This window comes from Camelimonas lactis (assembly GCF_004342915.1).
Taxonomy (GTDB): Bacteria; Pseudomonadota; Alphaproteobacteria; order Rhizobiales; family Beijerinckiaceae; genus Camelimonas; species Camelimonas lactis.
Map to the genome: position 1 here is coordinate 82,288 of NZ_SLWL01000008.1, position 15,312 is coordinate 97,599.

12 protein-coding genes are annotated in these 15,312 nt (G+C 65.7%); 8 read left to right on the forward strand and 4 right to left on the reverse strand.

The window, feature by feature from the left end; genetic code table 11:
* Positions 1–42 precede the first annotated feature (42 nt).
* Together EV666_RS10285 and EV666_RS10290 are read right to left on the reverse strand one after the other, a co-directional pair.
* Complete coding sequence (locus tag EV666_RS10285; protein ID WP_245514348.1) at positions 43–951, reverse strand: DMT family transporter; 909 nt, start codon at positions 949–951, stop codon at positions 43–45.
* A gap of 37 nt (positions 952–988) precedes the next feature.
* Positions 989–2,194 carry an ABC transporter substrate-binding protein gene (locus EV666_RS10290; protein ID WP_132007099.1) on the reverse strand — a complete coding sequence of 402 codons (1,206 nt, stop codon included), beginning with the start codon at positions 2,192–2,194 and terminating at the stop codon, positions 989–991.
* A 537-nt stretch (positions 2,195–2,731) separates the two neighbouring features.
* Between EV666_RS10290 and EV666_RS10295 the strand changes: the two genes are divergently transcribed.
* From EV666_RS10295 to EV666_RS10330, 8 genes are all read left to right on the forward strand, one after another.
* Positions 2,732–3,745 (forward strand): ABC transporter permease, encoded by a 1,014-nt coding sequence (locus tag EV666_RS10295; RefSeq protein WP_207906392.1) that lies wholly within the window; start codon positions 2,732–2,734, stop codon positions 3,743–3,745.
* Positions 3,746–3,780: 35 nt separating this feature from the next.
* A complete protein-coding gene (locus EV666_RS10300; RefSeq protein ID WP_132007102.1) occupies positions 3,781–4,854 on the forward strand; it encodes a sugar ABC transporter substrate-binding protein in 1,074 nt (357 codons plus the stop codon).
* A 207-nt stretch (positions 4,855–5,061) separates the two neighbouring features.
* Positions 5,062–7,242: an ABC transporter permease gene (locus tag EV666_RS10305; RefSeq protein ID WP_132007105.1), complete on the forward strand. Its 2,181-nt coding sequence runs from the start codon at positions 5,062–5,064 to the stop codon at positions 7,240–7,242.
* Positions 7,243–7,244: 2 nt separating this feature from the next.
* Complete coding sequence (locus EV666_RS10310; RefSeq protein ID WP_132007108.1) at positions 7,245–8,366, forward strand: SMP-30/gluconolactonase/LRE family protein; 1,122 nt, start codon at positions 7,245–7,247, stop codon at positions 8,364–8,366.
* A complete protein-coding gene (locus EV666_RS10315) occupies positions 8,363–9,901 on the forward strand; it encodes a sugar ABC transporter ATP-binding protein (protein ID WP_132007111.1) in 1,539 nt (512 codons plus the stop codon). Before EV666_RS10310 ends, EV666_RS10315 begins: the two co-directional genes overlap by 4 nt.
* A 249-nt stretch (positions 9,902–10,150) precedes the next feature.
* The gene (locus EV666_RS10320) at positions 10,151–10,600 is read left to right on the forward strand and encodes a VOC family protein (protein ID WP_132007114.1); all 450 of its coding nucleotides are present in this window, start codon (positions 10,151–10,153) and stop codon (positions 10,598–10,600) included.
* Positions 10,601–10,695: 95 nt separating this feature from the next.
* Positions 10,696–11,904, forward strand: a complete 1,209-nt coding sequence (locus EV666_RS10325) for an MFS transporter (RefSeq protein ID WP_132007117.1) — start codon at positions 10,696–10,698, stop codon at positions 11,902–11,904.
* A gap of 131 nt (positions 11,905–12,035) precedes the next feature.
* Positions 12,036–13,121 carry a hypothetical protein gene (locus EV666_RS10330; RefSeq protein ID WP_132007120.1) on the forward strand — a complete coding sequence of 362 codons (1,086 nt, stop codon included), beginning with the start codon at positions 12,036–12,038 and terminating at the stop codon, positions 13,119–13,121.
* A gap of 84 nt (positions 13,122–13,205) precedes the next feature.
* Here the strand turns inward: EV666_RS10330 and EV666_RS10335 are convergent, their stop codons facing one another.
* Both EV666_RS10335 and rocF read right to left on the reverse strand, forming a co-directional pair.
* Positions 13,206–14,261 carry an ornithine cyclodeaminase gene (locus EV666_RS10335; RefSeq protein WP_132007123.1) on the reverse strand — a complete coding sequence of 352 codons (1,056 nt, stop codon included), beginning with the start codon at positions 14,259–14,261 and terminating at the stop codon, positions 13,206–13,208.
* Positions 14,258–15,205: an arginase gene (rocF, locus tag EV666_RS10340; protein ID WP_132007126.1), complete on the reverse strand. Its 948-nt coding sequence runs from the start codon at positions 15,203–15,205 to the stop codon at positions 14,258–14,260. The genes EV666_RS10335 and rocF overlap by 4 nt, the downstream gene beginning before the upstream one ends.
* Positions 15,206–15,312 lie beyond the last annotated feature (107 nt).

Genomic DNA, 15,312 nt, shown 5'->3' on the forward strand with positions numbered 1-15,312 from the left:
GCTCCGCAATGTCCCGCCGGACAGCCGCCGCCGGACCATGCCTCAAACCCGCCCGAGGGCCAGGGCGACGCCGCCGAGCGTCAGGCCGATGGCCGCCATCTCGCGCACGCCAAGCGGCTCGCCCAGGGCAACGGCGGCGGCGACAGTGGCGATGACCGGCACAAGCAACATGCCGGCCGAGGCGCCGGCCGGCGGCAGGCGGCGCAGGGTCTCGAACCAGCTCAGGTAACAGACCGCCATGGGGATCAGCATCATGTAGACGAGGCAGGCGAGCCCCGCCGCCGAAAGCTCCAGATAACGCGGCCCCTCGAACACCATGCCAAGAACCAGCATGACGAGGCAACCGAGGCCAACCTGCCAGGCGACCGCCGCGAGCGGCGGCAGCGGCAGCGGTTTTCTGTTCAGGATATTGCCCAGCGCGAACAGAATGGCGGCGGCCAGTGACAGCCCGATCCCCAGAAGCCGGTCGCCGCTGAACGGCGCGCCGCCGCCGCCGCCCAGCAGCAGGGCGACCCCGGCCAGTCCAAGGACAACCGCGGCGACGTCGCGCAGCGCCGGGCGCATGTTGCGCAGCGGCCAGGCCAGCAGCAACGTCCAGATGGGCATGGTGTAGACAATGAGCGCCCCTTCGCTCACCGGGATGAATTTCATCGCCACCGTGGTCAGCCCCATCCAGGCGAACACGTTGGTGAAGGAGGCGAACAGCAGTTGCGGGATGATGGCGCGCGGCGCGGCGAGCGACTGCCCCCGGCTCGCGGCGATGGCGGCGAGAATGCACGCGGCCGCCACGCCGGCCAGGCCCCGGGAGAACAGGGGCGGCCAGTCGCGCAGCAGAATTTTCATCAGCGGCCAGTTCAGCCCCCAACCAACCGCGGTAATGCCGAGACAGGTGAGGCCCGTGAGCCGCGCGCGCGCCGCGTCCATGTCGGTTGCATCAGTTTCCGAAGTCATGGAGCGCCTGGGAGCATTTCGCCGGGGACACGCAAGATCAATCGATGTCTTCCTGGTTCCATTTCTGGCCGTCGAACACTGAAATGTAGAGTTTCCTGAACGGCGTGTAATCGTTCGGCGTGATGGCGTAGGCCACGCCGGGCAACAGGGCCGGGGCCTTGACGCCGTTCATGCTGGTCATCTGCTTCAGCAGGTTCTTGCGGGTCAGTTCGTCGCCACACCGCTCCAGCCCGAGCGCCAGCACCGTGGCGGCGGAATAGGCGATGAAGGCGAGGTCGTTGTCAGGGTCGACGTTGGGCAGATACTTCTTGCGGAAGGCGTGGAACTGCAAAATCTCGGGATCATTGGCCCATTCCGGGCTGCCGAGACTGCGGAAGGTGCGGGCGGTCGTCAGGCCGGCGGCGTTCTCCTTGCCGGCGGCGTTGATCATCGGCGCGCCCACGGCGGTGGACGAAATGAGGTGGAGCGGCTTCCAGCCCAGCTCCGCCATCTTGCGGATGGCCTGGGAGGACGCCTTGCCGGTCGAGGCGTCGAGAACGACGTTGGCGCCCGACTGGTAGAGTTTCAGCACCTGGCTGTCGATCGTGGGGTCGGTCAGGTCGTAGGAGGCTTCGGAAATGATCAGGCTGTCAGCCCGGTCCCCCAGCGCCTCGCGAAACCCCTTGACGTAATCGCGGCCGAATTCGTCGTTCTGGTAAAGCAGCGCCACCCTGGGTTCAGGGACTTTCTTCAGGGCGTACTTCGCCAGGATGTGGCCTTCGGTCGGGTAGAGCGCCTGACCTGGCACGGTCCACGGGAATTCCTTCGGATTATTCCAGCGCGAGGCGCCGGTGAACAGGTACAGCTGCGGCACGCCCTTGCTGTTCAGATATTTTTGCACCGCCAGCTGCCCGGCGGAGCTGGTGCTGCCGAACAGCGCCAGCACGCCGTCCTGCTCCACCAGCTTGCGGGTCTGCTCCACGGTTTTGGGCGTGCTGTAGGCGTCGTCCATGCTCAGGAACACGACCTTGCGGCCGTTGATCCCGCCCTTCGTTTCATTGAGCATGTCGAAATAGGCCTTCATCGACCGGCCGATGACGCCATAGGGCGCGCCGGGACCGCTGTGGGGGATGGTTTGGCCAATCCTGATTTCAGTATCGCTGGCGCCGACGTCATACGCCTTGCCTGGCGACTTGCTTTGGGCCCAGGCAGGCGCCGACAGGGTCATGACGGCGGCGATCAGGCCGGTAACAAGTGCGCGCATCTCTTCCTCCCGTAATCTTGTCGGCGACGTCTGCGTTTGAACAACAGGCCAACGTGTTTTCCGCAGGCTAGAAGCAGTGGATGCGCAGATCAATGCGCGCGCTGGCATGTCGGTGCTGCATGGGTGCGCATCGACGCCTCCTGGCGATCTGGCCCGGATCTCTGGCGGGATGCGTCGGTGAGCTCGCGGACACGGCGCGCCATGGAGCAACGGGCTCTGATGCAGGCGCTTGCCAACCATTTGAGTTCAGGACGGAATTGATGGCGCGTCCCGTTATCGTTCAAAAAAAACCGGCGTGAACGTATACGAGATTTGTGATTTTTCTTTACGGCGACCTCATGACGTAATCTGATGGAGGTTGGGTGACGGCTGGATGCTTCGGTGATCCGGCCGGCCAGGGGCGGCGTCAAGGGCGGCGTCAAGGGCGGCGTCAAGGCGGCCCAAAGGGTCGGCCCGTCCTGGCGATGGGTTCACATCGCTGGTTCGCCAGGGCGGTCAAACAGCCCGGCGCGGGTGGAAACAGACAACGGGGCGGGCATGACCCAGGCAGACATCACCGTCGGCCGTCGCCAGTCGGCGGCGGCGGGCCGCAGGAAGTTTCAGTCTCAGGAGATGGCGATTTTCGCCATCGCCGCGGCGCTGGCGGTGCTGTTCGCGTTCATGCTGCCAGGCTTCGCCACCATCAACAACATGCTCACCCTGGCGCGCAGCGTCTCCGTGCTTGGCGTTCTAAGTCTCGCCATGGCCCTTGTGGTGATTGGCCGGGGGCTCGACCTGTCGCTGATCGCCAGCATGGCGGCCGGCGCGGCGACGGTAATGGCCTTGCAGGGCGCTGGCTACGCCTTCCCGCTGGCCATCCTGGCCGGGTTGGCGGTGGCGATGGCGATCGGCCTCGTCAATGGCTGGATTATCGCCTTCATTGAGGTGCCGGCCCTGTTCACCACGCTGGCCATGTCGCTGCTGGTGTTTGGCGTCGCCCGCTTCGCTTTCAAAAGCGTGCTGGTGTATCCGCCGGCCGACGCGCACGCTTTCCTGTTCCTGGGTCAGGGCAAGCTGTTCGGCGTGCCCATGCCGATCATCGTTTTCGCGGTGCTGGCGGTGGCGATGCACCTGTTCCTGTCCCGCACCACGCCTGGTCGTTTCACCTATGCGCGCGGCGACAATCCCGAGGCCGCCCGGCTGACTGGCGTGGACGTGCGTCGCGACATCATCATCTCCTACATGCTCGCCGCCGGCCTGAGCCTGCTGGCCGGCCTGGTTTCGGCTTCAGCCACCGCCAGCATGAACCTGCAGATCATCACCGGCACCATGATCTTCGACGTGGTGCTGGTGGTGGTGCTGGGCGGCGTCAGCCTTGTGGGCGGGCGCGGCAGCGTGCTTAGCGTCCTGGCCGGGGCGTTGCTGATCGGCGTGCTGCTCAACGGCCTCACCATCATGAACGTCAACAACCAGATGCAGGACATCGTGCGCGGCCTGGTGCTGCTGGGCGCCATCATTCTCGATAACCGCCTGCACCCGCGCGACGAGGAAACGGCCCGTCAGGGCGACTGAAACCGTCAGAAACAACAAAATCGGGGGAGACTTCCATGCGCGTATCCAGAGCATTTTCCAGCGGCGTCGCCCATGCGTCCGGCGCCTTCCGGCGCGCTGTCGCCGGCTCTGTCCTGGGCGGTTGTTTCGCCCTCGCGGCGTTGTCAGACCCGGCGACGGCCGCCGATGCGCCGAAACCGTCGAAGAACGCGCTGGAATTGCAAGCCCGGGCCGAAAAGGCCCTCAAGGGAAAAACCATCGGCTGGGTGCCGGTGACCCTCGGCATTCCGCTTTCGGACGAGTGGACCGCCACCATGAAGCAGGAGGCGGAGAAGCTTGGCATGAAACTGGTGGTGCGCGATCCCGGCTGGAACGCCACCGCCCAGTTGCAGGCGGTTTCCGCCCTGATCGGCGAGAAAGTCGACGTGCTGGTGGTGCAGAACCCCAATGTCCAGCTGCTTGCCCGTGAACTGAAACGCGCCAATGAGGCCGGCATCTACGTGGTGCAGGTCAACATGGCCTCCAACTATGACGGCGACGCCTATGTGGGCGGCGACTTCATCCGCATCGGCCAGTTGCTGGGCGAGGACGTGGTGAAGGCCTGCGGCAAGGGCTCAGGCACATCAGGCAAGGTGCAGATCATCCAGGGCGAACTCACCGCCACCGCCAGCCTCGACCAGCTCGCCGGCCTGATGGAGGCGCTGAACAAGGACGACACGATCAAGGTCGTTTCCAACCAGGCCGCCAACTGGGACGCCACCAAGGCGCTCGACATCACGTCATCAGTCATCCAGCAGCACCCGGACCTGTGCGCGAGCGTCGGCTTCTGGGGCGTCATGCAGCGCGGCGCTTCTCAGGCGCTGAAGACCGCCGGCAAGCTCGATCAGGTCAAGAGCTACGCCTCCGGCGAGGGCGGACCGGCGGATTGCGACATGCTCCAGCAGGGTCTGCTGTACAAATATCTGAACTACAACGCCCGCCTGCAGGGGCACGACATCATCCAGACCATCAGTTTCCTGCTGCAGAATGGCGACAAGCCGGGGACGAAGCACATCGCCAATTTCAGCCAGCTGGTGATGCTCGACAAGGAGACCGGCAAGGGCGACGCCTGCTACAGCGCGCGCAAATAGGCGCGTCCCGTTTTCCGGGCCGGCGCGTGACGCCGGCGCGGTCGTTCCGGGCGTTTGCATCGGCCATTCAGGCCGGCGGCGCCGTGTCCCGCTGATCCGCGTCTTGCCGCGAAGCCGCCGCCGCGCAGCCATGCGCCGAAGCAGAAAGAAGCCGCGCGATCCGGTTCCGCTGACGGAACCTGATCCGGCCTCCGCAGGAAAATCTTCATGTCGGTCGTGACGTCGCCAACTCCGCCCCGTTCATCATCCAGCGATACGCTGAAGGCGCTGCGCTACCGGTTCTCCGCCAAGCTGTTCCTGTCGGAGCTGCTGGCGAAGAACTGGATGGAGCCGATTGTCCCGTTCACGCTGATGCTGGCGCTGCTGGGCTATTTCGCCGCTACGGTGCCGGGATACCTCTCCGTCGACAATCTCCAGCAGATGCTGAACCTGTTCGCGGAGATCGGCCTGGTGTCGATCGCCATGGGTTTCGTGATGATTTCGGGGGGCATCGACCTCAGCGTCGGCGCCATCTTCGCCGTAACCAATCTCGCCGCCCTGATCATGTTCAAGATCTTCGGCTGGCCGGTTCCCGTCGCCGCCGTCTGCACGCTGCTGCTCGGCGCCGGGCTGGGCGCCGTCAACGGCTGGCTGGTCGGCTATCTGAAGGCGCGGCCGTTCCTGACCACCCTGGTCACCCTGATCATCCTGCGCGCTGTCTTCGATATGGTCAGCGGCCGCTACGCCACCGATTTCGCCACCTCCGACGTGGAAAGCCCGGTGTGGGATTTCCTTGGCGCCGGCCGGATCCTGGGCGTGCCCACCAACGCTGTCGCGCTGTTGCTGGTTATCGTCATCGGCCACATCTATCTCAGCCGCTCGCGCTGGGGCTGGCACATCACCGCCGTCGGCTCCAGCCGCAAGGCGGCGCGCCACGCCGGCATCCGGGTCGAGCGGGTGCTGTTCGGCGCCTATGTGCTCTCCGGCGTGCTGTGCGCGCTGGCCGGCCTGTTCTACGCCGCGCGCCAGAACAGCGCTGGCTCCGACACCGGCCAGGGCTGGGAAATGCAGGCGCTGACGGCGGTGGTGCTCGGCGGCATCTCGCTCGCCGGTGGGCGCGGCACCGTGTTCCGCGCCTGCCTCGGCGCCATCATTGTCTTTCTGCTGATCAACGGCTTTGTGCGCCTTGGCCTTGAGGGCTATCTGACCCTGTCGGCGCTGGGGCTGGTGCTGCTGGTCGCCGTCGGCGTCGACGTCAAATGGGCCAAGAACCGCGGCAAGGCGATCCAGAAGATCTACGTCAACCCCACCTGGCTGAAACTGCCGCCGACGCCGTCGATCGCACGCGGCTCGGATTCGCCCTTCGCCGAAAATGATCGCCTGTCCCACGCCGAGCCGATTGGCCTTGGCCAGGTGGAGGGGCCGGAAGACGTCATCCTCGACCGGCAGGATCGGCTCTACACCGGCACCCGAGAAGGCTGGATCCTGCGTTTCTCCGGGCCGAAGTTCGAGCATCGCGAAATCTTCGCGCGCATCGGCGGGCGACCGCTGGGCATGGCCTTCGACAGGGAGGAAAACCTGATCGTCTGCTCCGGCGGCATGGGCGTTTACGGCGTCAGGCCGGACGGCGAGGTCTTCAAGGTCACCGACGAGACCAACCGCACCTGGGGGAAGCTCAACGACGACTCGCGCCTGCGTCTCGCCGATGATCTGGACATCGCCCCGGACGGCAAGATCTACTTTTCCGAAGCCACCATCCGCTACGAGATGCACTCCTGGGACATGGACGGCATCGAAGGGCGCGGCAACGGCCGCATGATCTGCTTCGACCCCGCCACCGGCCAGACCCGCACCATCATCAAGAACCAGCGCTTCCCCAACGGCGTTTGCGTCACCCACGACGGCCAGTCGGTGCTGTATTGCTCCACCTGGCTGTGCAAGGTGTTCCGCTACTGGATCGCCGGGCCCAGAAAGGGCCAGGTCGAGACTTTCACCGACAATCTTCCGGGCTACGCCGACAATATCAATCGCGCCTCGGACGGCGGCTACTGGCTGGCGCTGGCCGGCATCCGCTCCCCCGCCTACGACCTCGCCATGCGCAACCCGGACTTCCGTCTGCGCATGGTGAAGGAAATTCCACGCGACGAGTGGCTGTACCCTGGGCTCAACAACGGTTGCATCGTCAAGCTCGACGCCCACGGCAAGCCGGTTGAAAGCCTGTGGGACCCCAGCGGCGCCCTGCATCCCGCCGTCACCTCCATGCGCGAACATCGCGGCTGGCTGTACATCGGCGGCCTCGAAAACAACCGCATTGGCCGCGTGCGGCTCGAGGGCGCGGACCCGGACTGGACCGGCCAGGATTCCTACTGGGGCAAGCCCTCTGACCAGAACGGACGGGGGGAGAACTGAGCATGGCCTTCTACAGTCACATGCTGCGCAACATGCGCCAGATCCTGTTCCGCGACGAGGACCAGCACGCCATTCCCTCCATGGACGGCCCGCTGAGCCCGAACAATTACCTCGACGCCTTCACGCCGGTGTTCGATGATCTGACGGATGTGGACGATGTCGTCGCCGGCCCTGACGGCCTCTACGTCGCCAGTGGTCATGACGTCGTGCTGGTGGGGAAGGACGGATCGCGCGCGACCATCGCCCGCTTCGAGGCGCCGTGCGGCGCCCTGGCGCTGCATCCGGACTATCGCGTGCTCGCCTGCGTCGCCGGCCGGGGGCTCGCCGCCGTGCGCGCCGACGGTGAGGTGATCTGGCTCACCGGGGCGGGCGGCGTGGCGCTGACCTGTCTGACAGCGGTCGCGGTGGCCCCGGATGGCGCGATCGTCGTCGCCAATGGCAGCATCCGTCATCCCGCCGCCGACTGGCTGTGGGATCTGATGGAGAAGAACGCCAGCGGCCAGATCGTTGTCTGTAACCCCGGACTCGGTGACGCCCGCATCGTCTTTGACCGGCTGGCCTGGCCGCATGGCGTCGCATTCTCCCATGACGGCGCCAGTCTGTGGTTTACCGAGAGCTGGGCCCATCGCGTGAGCCGCGCCCCCTGGTCGCCGGACGGCCCTGGCGCGCGCGAGATCGTCATTGGCAATCTTCCAGGTTATCCGGCGCGGCTGTCCGCGACGGCGGAGGGCGGCTTCTGGCTCGCCCTGTTCGCCCTGCGGACCCATCTGGTGGAACTGGTGCTCACCGAGGACGGCTTCCGCAAGGAGATGATGGCGACGATCGCGCCGGAGCTATGGATCGCGCCGCAATACGCGTCCGGCCGCAGTTATCTGGAGCCGCTGCAGGGCGGCGGCATGCGCAAGCTCGGCATTCTCAAGCCATGGGCGCCGCCGCGTTCCTACGGCTTCATCGGCCATATCGACGGCCATGGTGAGTTTGACCGAAGCCTGCAAAGCCGCGTCGGCGGTCAGAACCATGGGGTCGTCAGCGTGGTGGAGAGCGATGGCGACCTGCTGATTGTCCCGAAGGCGCGCGGCCAGGTTCTGGGCGGGCAACGTCAGGGTGGGGAGAGCCGGCAATGAACAGCCCCGTCGATCACCAGAAAACCGCAACGGAACCGCGCGGGAACACGCCGGTGCTTGAGGTGCGCAACGGCTCCAAGATCTATGGCGGCGTGCACGCCATCGAGAACGTGAGTTTCGACCTGTATCCTGGCGAGGTGCATGCGCTGGTTGGGGAGAACGGCGCCGGCAAATCCACCCTGTGCAAAGCCATCGCCGGCGCCATCCAGCTGTCGGCCGGGGACATCCTGATCGACGGCAAGCCGGTGAAGTTTTCCCGGCCAGGCGACGCCCTGGCCGCCGGCGTCTCCATGGTCTACCAGGAAACCTCACTGGTGCCGACGATGACGGTGGCGCAGAACCTGGAGCTGGGCAACGAGCCGCTGCTGACGCGTTTCCGCTCGCTCAACATCCAGGCGCAGCAGCTGTTGCAATCGCTGAATTTCCATGTCGAACCCACGGCCTATGTGGCGAGCCTGGGCGCCGCCCGCCGGCAGATGGTGGAAATCGCCCGCGCCGTGAAGCACCAGGCGCGGGTCATCATCTTCGACGAGCCGACGGCGACGCTGACGCCGGAAGAGATCATGCACTTCTTCCATCTGGTGGAGGATCTGCGCGCCCGCGGCGTGGCCATCATCTACATTTCGCACGCCCTGGAAGAGGCGTTGAAGATCTCTGATCGCATCACCGTGCTGCGTGATGGCCGCCACGTCATCACCGCGCCGACGCGGGAGCTGACCCGGGCCGACATCGTGCGCCATATGGTGGGCCGCGAAGTCATCCAGGAGCGGCCGCAGCGCCTGCCCGCCGCCAGCGCGTTGCGTGAAAAAGTGTTGACCGTCGAGAATGTCACCATGGGCACGGCGGTGAAGAACATGTCCTTCACGCTGTATGCCGGCGAGGTGGTCGGCATGGCCGGGCTGATCGGCTCCGGCCGCACCGAGATCGCCCGCGTGGTCGCCGGCGCGCTCAAGCGCAACCTGATCAATGGCGGCAAGATTTACCTGCGCGGCAAGCCGATCCGCTATCGCACGCCCCGCCAGGCCATCAACGACGGGATTGTCTACATCACCGAGGACCGCAAGGTTGACGGCTTCTTCGAAACCATGGCGATCGACGACAACATCTACATCGGCCGCCTGGCGACGAAACAGGGCTGGACCTTCGCGCTCAACGCCGGCGATCGCAACCGCATCGCGTCGGAACTGATCCGGCGCCTTCGCATCGCGGCGCTCGACAGCCGGGCCAAAATCATCGAACTGTCCGGCGGCAACCAGCAGAAGGTCGTCGTCGCCAAGGCGCTTGCCCAGGAGCCGCAGGTGGTGATTTTCGACGAGCCGACGCGCGGCGTCGATGTGGGCGCCATTCCTGAAATCCACGCCGCCATTCGCAAACAGGCGGAGGAGGGCAAGGCCGTGCTGGTGATCTCGTCCTATCTGCCGGAAATCCTCTCTGTGTCGGACCGTATCCTGGTGACCCGCATGGGCCGCATCGCCGCCGAGATCGACGCGGCGGAGGCTGACGAGCAGAAAATCATGTACGCCGCGATCCACTGACGCCATCCCGCCAGATGAACCGTTGCGGCGGCTCCGGGGGGAGCTTCCTGGCGAGGATTGCTGATCACAATCATGTGGAGACATTTTCGCGCTCCAGCTGATTTCGGACCGGTTCGGCCGATGGCTTGCGCTCGCGTGTCGTTGCCTCGTCTGGGGCTGCATCCGGCCTGGTGGCGGCGTCGGTTGACATGCCCGGTCAAGCAGGTTGATATCAACATATATCGCGAAAGACCCTACCGGGAGGAAACCATGAAGATTGTCACCAGCCTCAGTTTCCAGGGCCAGTGCCGCGAGGCGTTTGAATTCTACGCAAAAGTGCTCGGCGGCAAGATCACCGCCGCCTTCCCCTACGGCGACGGGCCGCCCGGCATGCCAATCACCGACGACAAATACAAATCATGGCTGATGCATTGCTGGCTGGAGGTGGGCGATCAGGCGCTGATGGGCGCGGACATGGACGTTGCCTGGGCGTCAAACATCGACAAACCCAAGAATGGCTTCGACGTCACCCTGCATACGCAGGACAAGGCCGAAGGGAAGCGCTGGTTCGATGAACTGTCCGCTGGCGGCGCGCAAATGATGCCGTTCGGCGAAACCTTCTGGTCGCCAGGCTTTGGCTCGCTGGTCGACCGTTTCGGCATTCCGTGGATGATCAACACCATCCCGCCGGCTGGCTGGACGCCAACGCAGCAAGGCTGAAGCGACGGCGCGGGTCTGCGCCTCCTGCCCGTGGTGCAGGACGACGTTGGCCCGCAGAAGACGTCGCGCGGGACGCGGGGAGCCTGGAGGACGCCATGACGCATTCCTATCGCTGGGTGATTGTCGCGGCCGGCGGCCTGTTGGGCTGCGTCGCGGTGGGCGCGATGTTCTCGTTGCCGGTTTTCCTGCGACCGATGGCGCAGGACACTGGATGGTCGATCACCGGCATTTCCACGGCGATGACCATCGGCTTCCTCGCCATGGCGGCGGCGAGTCTGGTCTGGGGCGGCCTGTCGGACCGCTTCGGGCCCCGCCCGGTTGTGCTTGCCGGCTCCATTGTTCTTGCCGCCAGTCTTGCTCTCGCCAGCCGGGCCGGGTCGCTTTTCGCGTTCCAGCTGCTGTTCGGCGTCCTGGTGGGCGCCGCGACCGCGGCGGTGTTCGCGCCGATGATGGCCTGCGTCACCGGCTGGTTCGACACCCAGCGCGGGCTTGCCGTGTCGCTGGTTTCCGCTGGCATGGGCATGGCGCCCATGACCATGTCGCCGCTGGCGGCGTGGCTGGTCACCGCCTACGACTGGCGTGTCGCCATGCAGATCATCGCCGGCATCGCCGCAGTCCTGATGATCCCGGCGGCGCTGCTGGTTCGCCGTCCGCCGGCGCTGGAAGGCACCCAGACCGGGGCAGGCGCCGACGCCGCGCAATCCGGCATGACGGTGCGACAGGCCATGGCCTCGCCGCAGTTCATCACATTGATGCTGGCGAATTTCTTTTGCTGCGCGACCCACTCGGGGCCGATTTTTCATACGGTCAGCTATGCGGTGACCTGTGGCGTGCCGATGCTCGCGGCGGTGTCGATCTACAGCGTTGAAGGCGTGGCCGGCATGTTCGGGCGTATCGGTTTTGGTCTGGCCGGGGACCGGTTCGGCGCCCAGCGCATTCTCGTTCTCGGTCTGCTGGCCCAGGCCTTCGCCGTCCTCGCTTACGCCTTCGTGAGTCATCTGGGCGCTTTTTACGCCGTCGCGGTGATGGTGGGCTTCATCTACGCTGGCACAATGCCGCTTTATGCGGTGATCATCCGCGAGAACTTCCCGCTGCGGATGATGGGCGCGATCATTGGCGGCACGGCCATGGCGGGCAGCCTCGGCATGTCCACAGGGCCCTTGCTGGGTGGGTTGATTTACGACCATTTCGGCAGCTATGCGCCCATGTATGCCGGTTCATGGGCCATGGGCCTCGCGGCCATGATGATCCTCATGACGTTCCGGCCATTTCCGCAAGCGCAGCCGGCGGCCGTCGCGGCCTGACGCCAGGCCCGTCGGCCTGCCATTGGGCCAGCCAGGGGGGCGGGGCCCCACAATCGCGTGTGGCTGGTTCTGTCAGCCGGGCCGGTGATCTATAGGTGTGCGGTTTCCAGCCGGTTGCCCGGGAGATGACCGTGGACCTTGCTACGCTCGTCGCCGCCATCGCCCTGTGGTCACTTGTGCAGGGTGGCATTTTCCTTGTCCGGTGGAACAGATTGCCCGATGGTCGGGAGCTCTTCTGGTTCGGCGCCGGCTTCATCAGCGTTGGGGTCGGGGCCGGCCTTCTGGGCGCGCGATATTTCGGCTTTCCATATGTATTGACGAACACGGCCGCGAATATCCTGCTGCTGACAGGCACGTCCCTGTTTATCCAGGGGACCCGGGCGGTCGATGGCCTGAAGCCGGTTCCCCTGTTGCTCGTGGCGCCCGGCGCCATCTGGGCCATCGCCAGCATGTCGGAGAGTTTTCGGGCGGACACCCACATGGCGGTGCGCCTGTACTCCCTGCTGTCGGCGACCCTCGCCGGGGTCGCGGGGGCGCAACTCATATGCGGCGGGCTGGCGCTCTGGGGGCGGCGCATCCGGCTCGGGCTCTGGTGCTTTGTGGCCGCCGCCATGCTCATCCGCATCGTCCATGCCGACGACATGGTTCCCGGCCTCCGGGACCGGTACGCGGCGACGACCTGGCACGTGATTTTCCTGAGCATGTCGGCCGCGTCCATCGTTTCCATTGGCTACGTCAACCTGGCGCTGTCCGAAAGCCTGGGAAGGCTCGGCGCCTTCACGCGGGCGCTGGCGCGCGATGTGTCGGTTCTGGCGGAGGGAGGCCCGACGCCGCATCAACGCGCCTTCGTCTGGTCGCTCCGCATCGATCGTCTGCTGTTCGAAAGCGCCTCGACGGGGGAATTTTGTGACGCGGATGTCCAGGACATGGCGCGGGCGATCGGCGCCTGCTGTCCCGGGATTGTGGCGCTCCGGCGGGTTGGCGCCGACAGGTTTGTCTGGTGGACACGGGACGGAACTGGCGGCGAGGCGGAACAGTTGCGCCGCCTGGCCGGGGCATTGGCGTCAGTCGCGGCGCGCCCGACTTTCCCGGGCATTCCCATGAGTTGTGGCGTCGCGCCCGCCAGCGGAAACGATCTTGCCGACGCCGCGACGGCGGATCGCCGGGCGCTGGTCATCCGCGCCGACGCGCCATCCTGGCGAACGGCAGGCGCATGACGGCGCGCTGGAGCCGCCGGCGTGGGTTTTGTCCGTTAAAATGTCAGGAAGGTGGGTCTGGTTCCGGCTGAACCCCACCGCCGCTCAGGCGCCGGCGGCGGTGGGCGCGGCGCGCATCAGCATGCCAAACAGGTCGCGCGGGTCGTCCGGGTCGGCCAGCAGGTCCAGCTCCTCATAGAATGCCGGCGTCAGCTGGTCGCGAACATAGCGCAGGGCCGAGAAATCCTCGATGGCGAACCCAACGGAATCGAACAGCGTAATCTGCCCGGCTGATGTGCGACCGGGCGCGGCGCCGGCCAGCACGCGCCACAGTTCGGTGGCGGGGTAATCTGCCGGCAGCTGCTGGATCTCGCCTTCGATGCGGGTTTGCGGCAGGTGCTCGACGAAAATGTCGGCGCGCAGCAGCAGTTCGCGTTGCAGCTCGGTCTTGCCGGGACAGTCGCCGCCGACGCCGTTTATATGCGCGCCAGCGCCCACCATGTTGTCGCTCAAAATGACCGCGCGCTGTTTGCTGGCGGTGACCGTGGTGATGATATCGGCGCCGGTCACGCATTGCTGGGTGCTGTCGCAGATCATGATGTCGAGCCCGCGCTCGTCCAGGTTGCGGGCGCACTTGATGCTCGCCGTCCTGTCGATGTCATAGAGCCGCAACCGGTCGACGCCGAGCAGGGCCTGGAAGGCAATGGCCTGGAACTCCGCCTGGGCGCCGTTGCCGATGATGGCCATGACGCGCGCGTCCGGCCGCGCCAGATAGCGGGCGGCCATCGCCGAGGTCGCGGCGGTGCGCAGGGCGGTCAGCATGGTCATTTCGGTCAACAGCATGGGGTAGCCGCTGCCGACATCGGCCAGCAGGCCAAACGCCGCCACGGTTTGCAGTCCCTGGGCGGCGTTGCGGGGGTGGCCGTTGACGTATTTGAAGCCATACAACGTTCCGTCGCTGGTTGGCATCAACTCGATCACGCCGTTGCGGCTGTGCGACGCCAGGCGTGGCGTTTTGTCGAAAACCTCCCAACGCCGGAAATCCTCCTCCAGATAGGCGCCAAGGCCGGCCAGAAAGGCGTCGACGCCGATGGCGTGAATCAGGCGCATCATGTTGTCGACGCTGACAAACGGCACCACATTGCGGGCAGGAGCGCTCATGTGAATTCCCTGGTGGGTCGGTCCAGCACGCGCCGGCCGAGCAGACTGGCGACGAGATCGACCATCAGCGTCGCCGTGCGGCCCCGCTCATCGAGAAATGGATTGAGTTCGGCCAGATCGAGGCTTCCGACCAGGTTGCTGTCGCATAACATCTCCATGATCAGGTGCGCCTCCCGCACCGTCGCGCCGCCAGGCACGGTCGTGCCCACCGCCGGGGCGATGGCCGGGTCGAGGAAGTCCACGTCGAGGCTGACGTGCAACACGCCGCCGGCGTCCGCGACCCGCTCAAGAAATGCCCGCAACAACGGCGCCAGGCCATGTTCATCGATCGCCCGCATGTCGTGGGTGATGGCGCTGCTCCGGGCGATGGCGCGCCGTTCACTGGCGTCGACGCTGCGCAGCCCCATCAGGCAAACGTTGGCCGGATCGACGCGCGCCCGAAGATCCGGGAAGTATCCGGCAAATCCAGGCAAGCCGCAGGCGTAGGCGAGCGGAACCCCATGCAGATTGCCGGAAACCGAGCTATCGAGCGTATGAAAATCCGTATGGGCGTCGAGCCACAGCACGAACAGCTCGCGCCCGCTATCCGCGCACAGGCGCGCCCGGCCGGCCAGGGTTCCAGCCGACAGGCTGTGGTCGCCGCCAAGGCAAATGGTCAGGCCCGCATCGCCCGCGCGCCAGACGGCGTCAGCGATGGCCCTCGTCCAGGCGGCGATTTCGGGCAGGTTCCTGAGGGCGGGATTGGGATGCGCCATGGGCAACGGAAGGAGGGAGGCAGGCCGGATATCGCCGTGGTCCACCACCGTATGGCCCAACTCCGCGATGACATCGATCAGACCAGCGGTGCGGTAGGCCGCTGGCCCCATGATGCAGCCGGGCCTGCCAGCCCCGTCTTCTACCGGGGCGCCAATAATGTTGCAGACAACGTTTGTACAACCGTTCATGCCAGGGCAACCGTCATGGAATTCATGCATATGCCCTGAAAATATAGCATGATCTGGATCAATGGACCGTCTCCAGAAAAAGGCCCAGGGGGCGGCCATGACTGGGC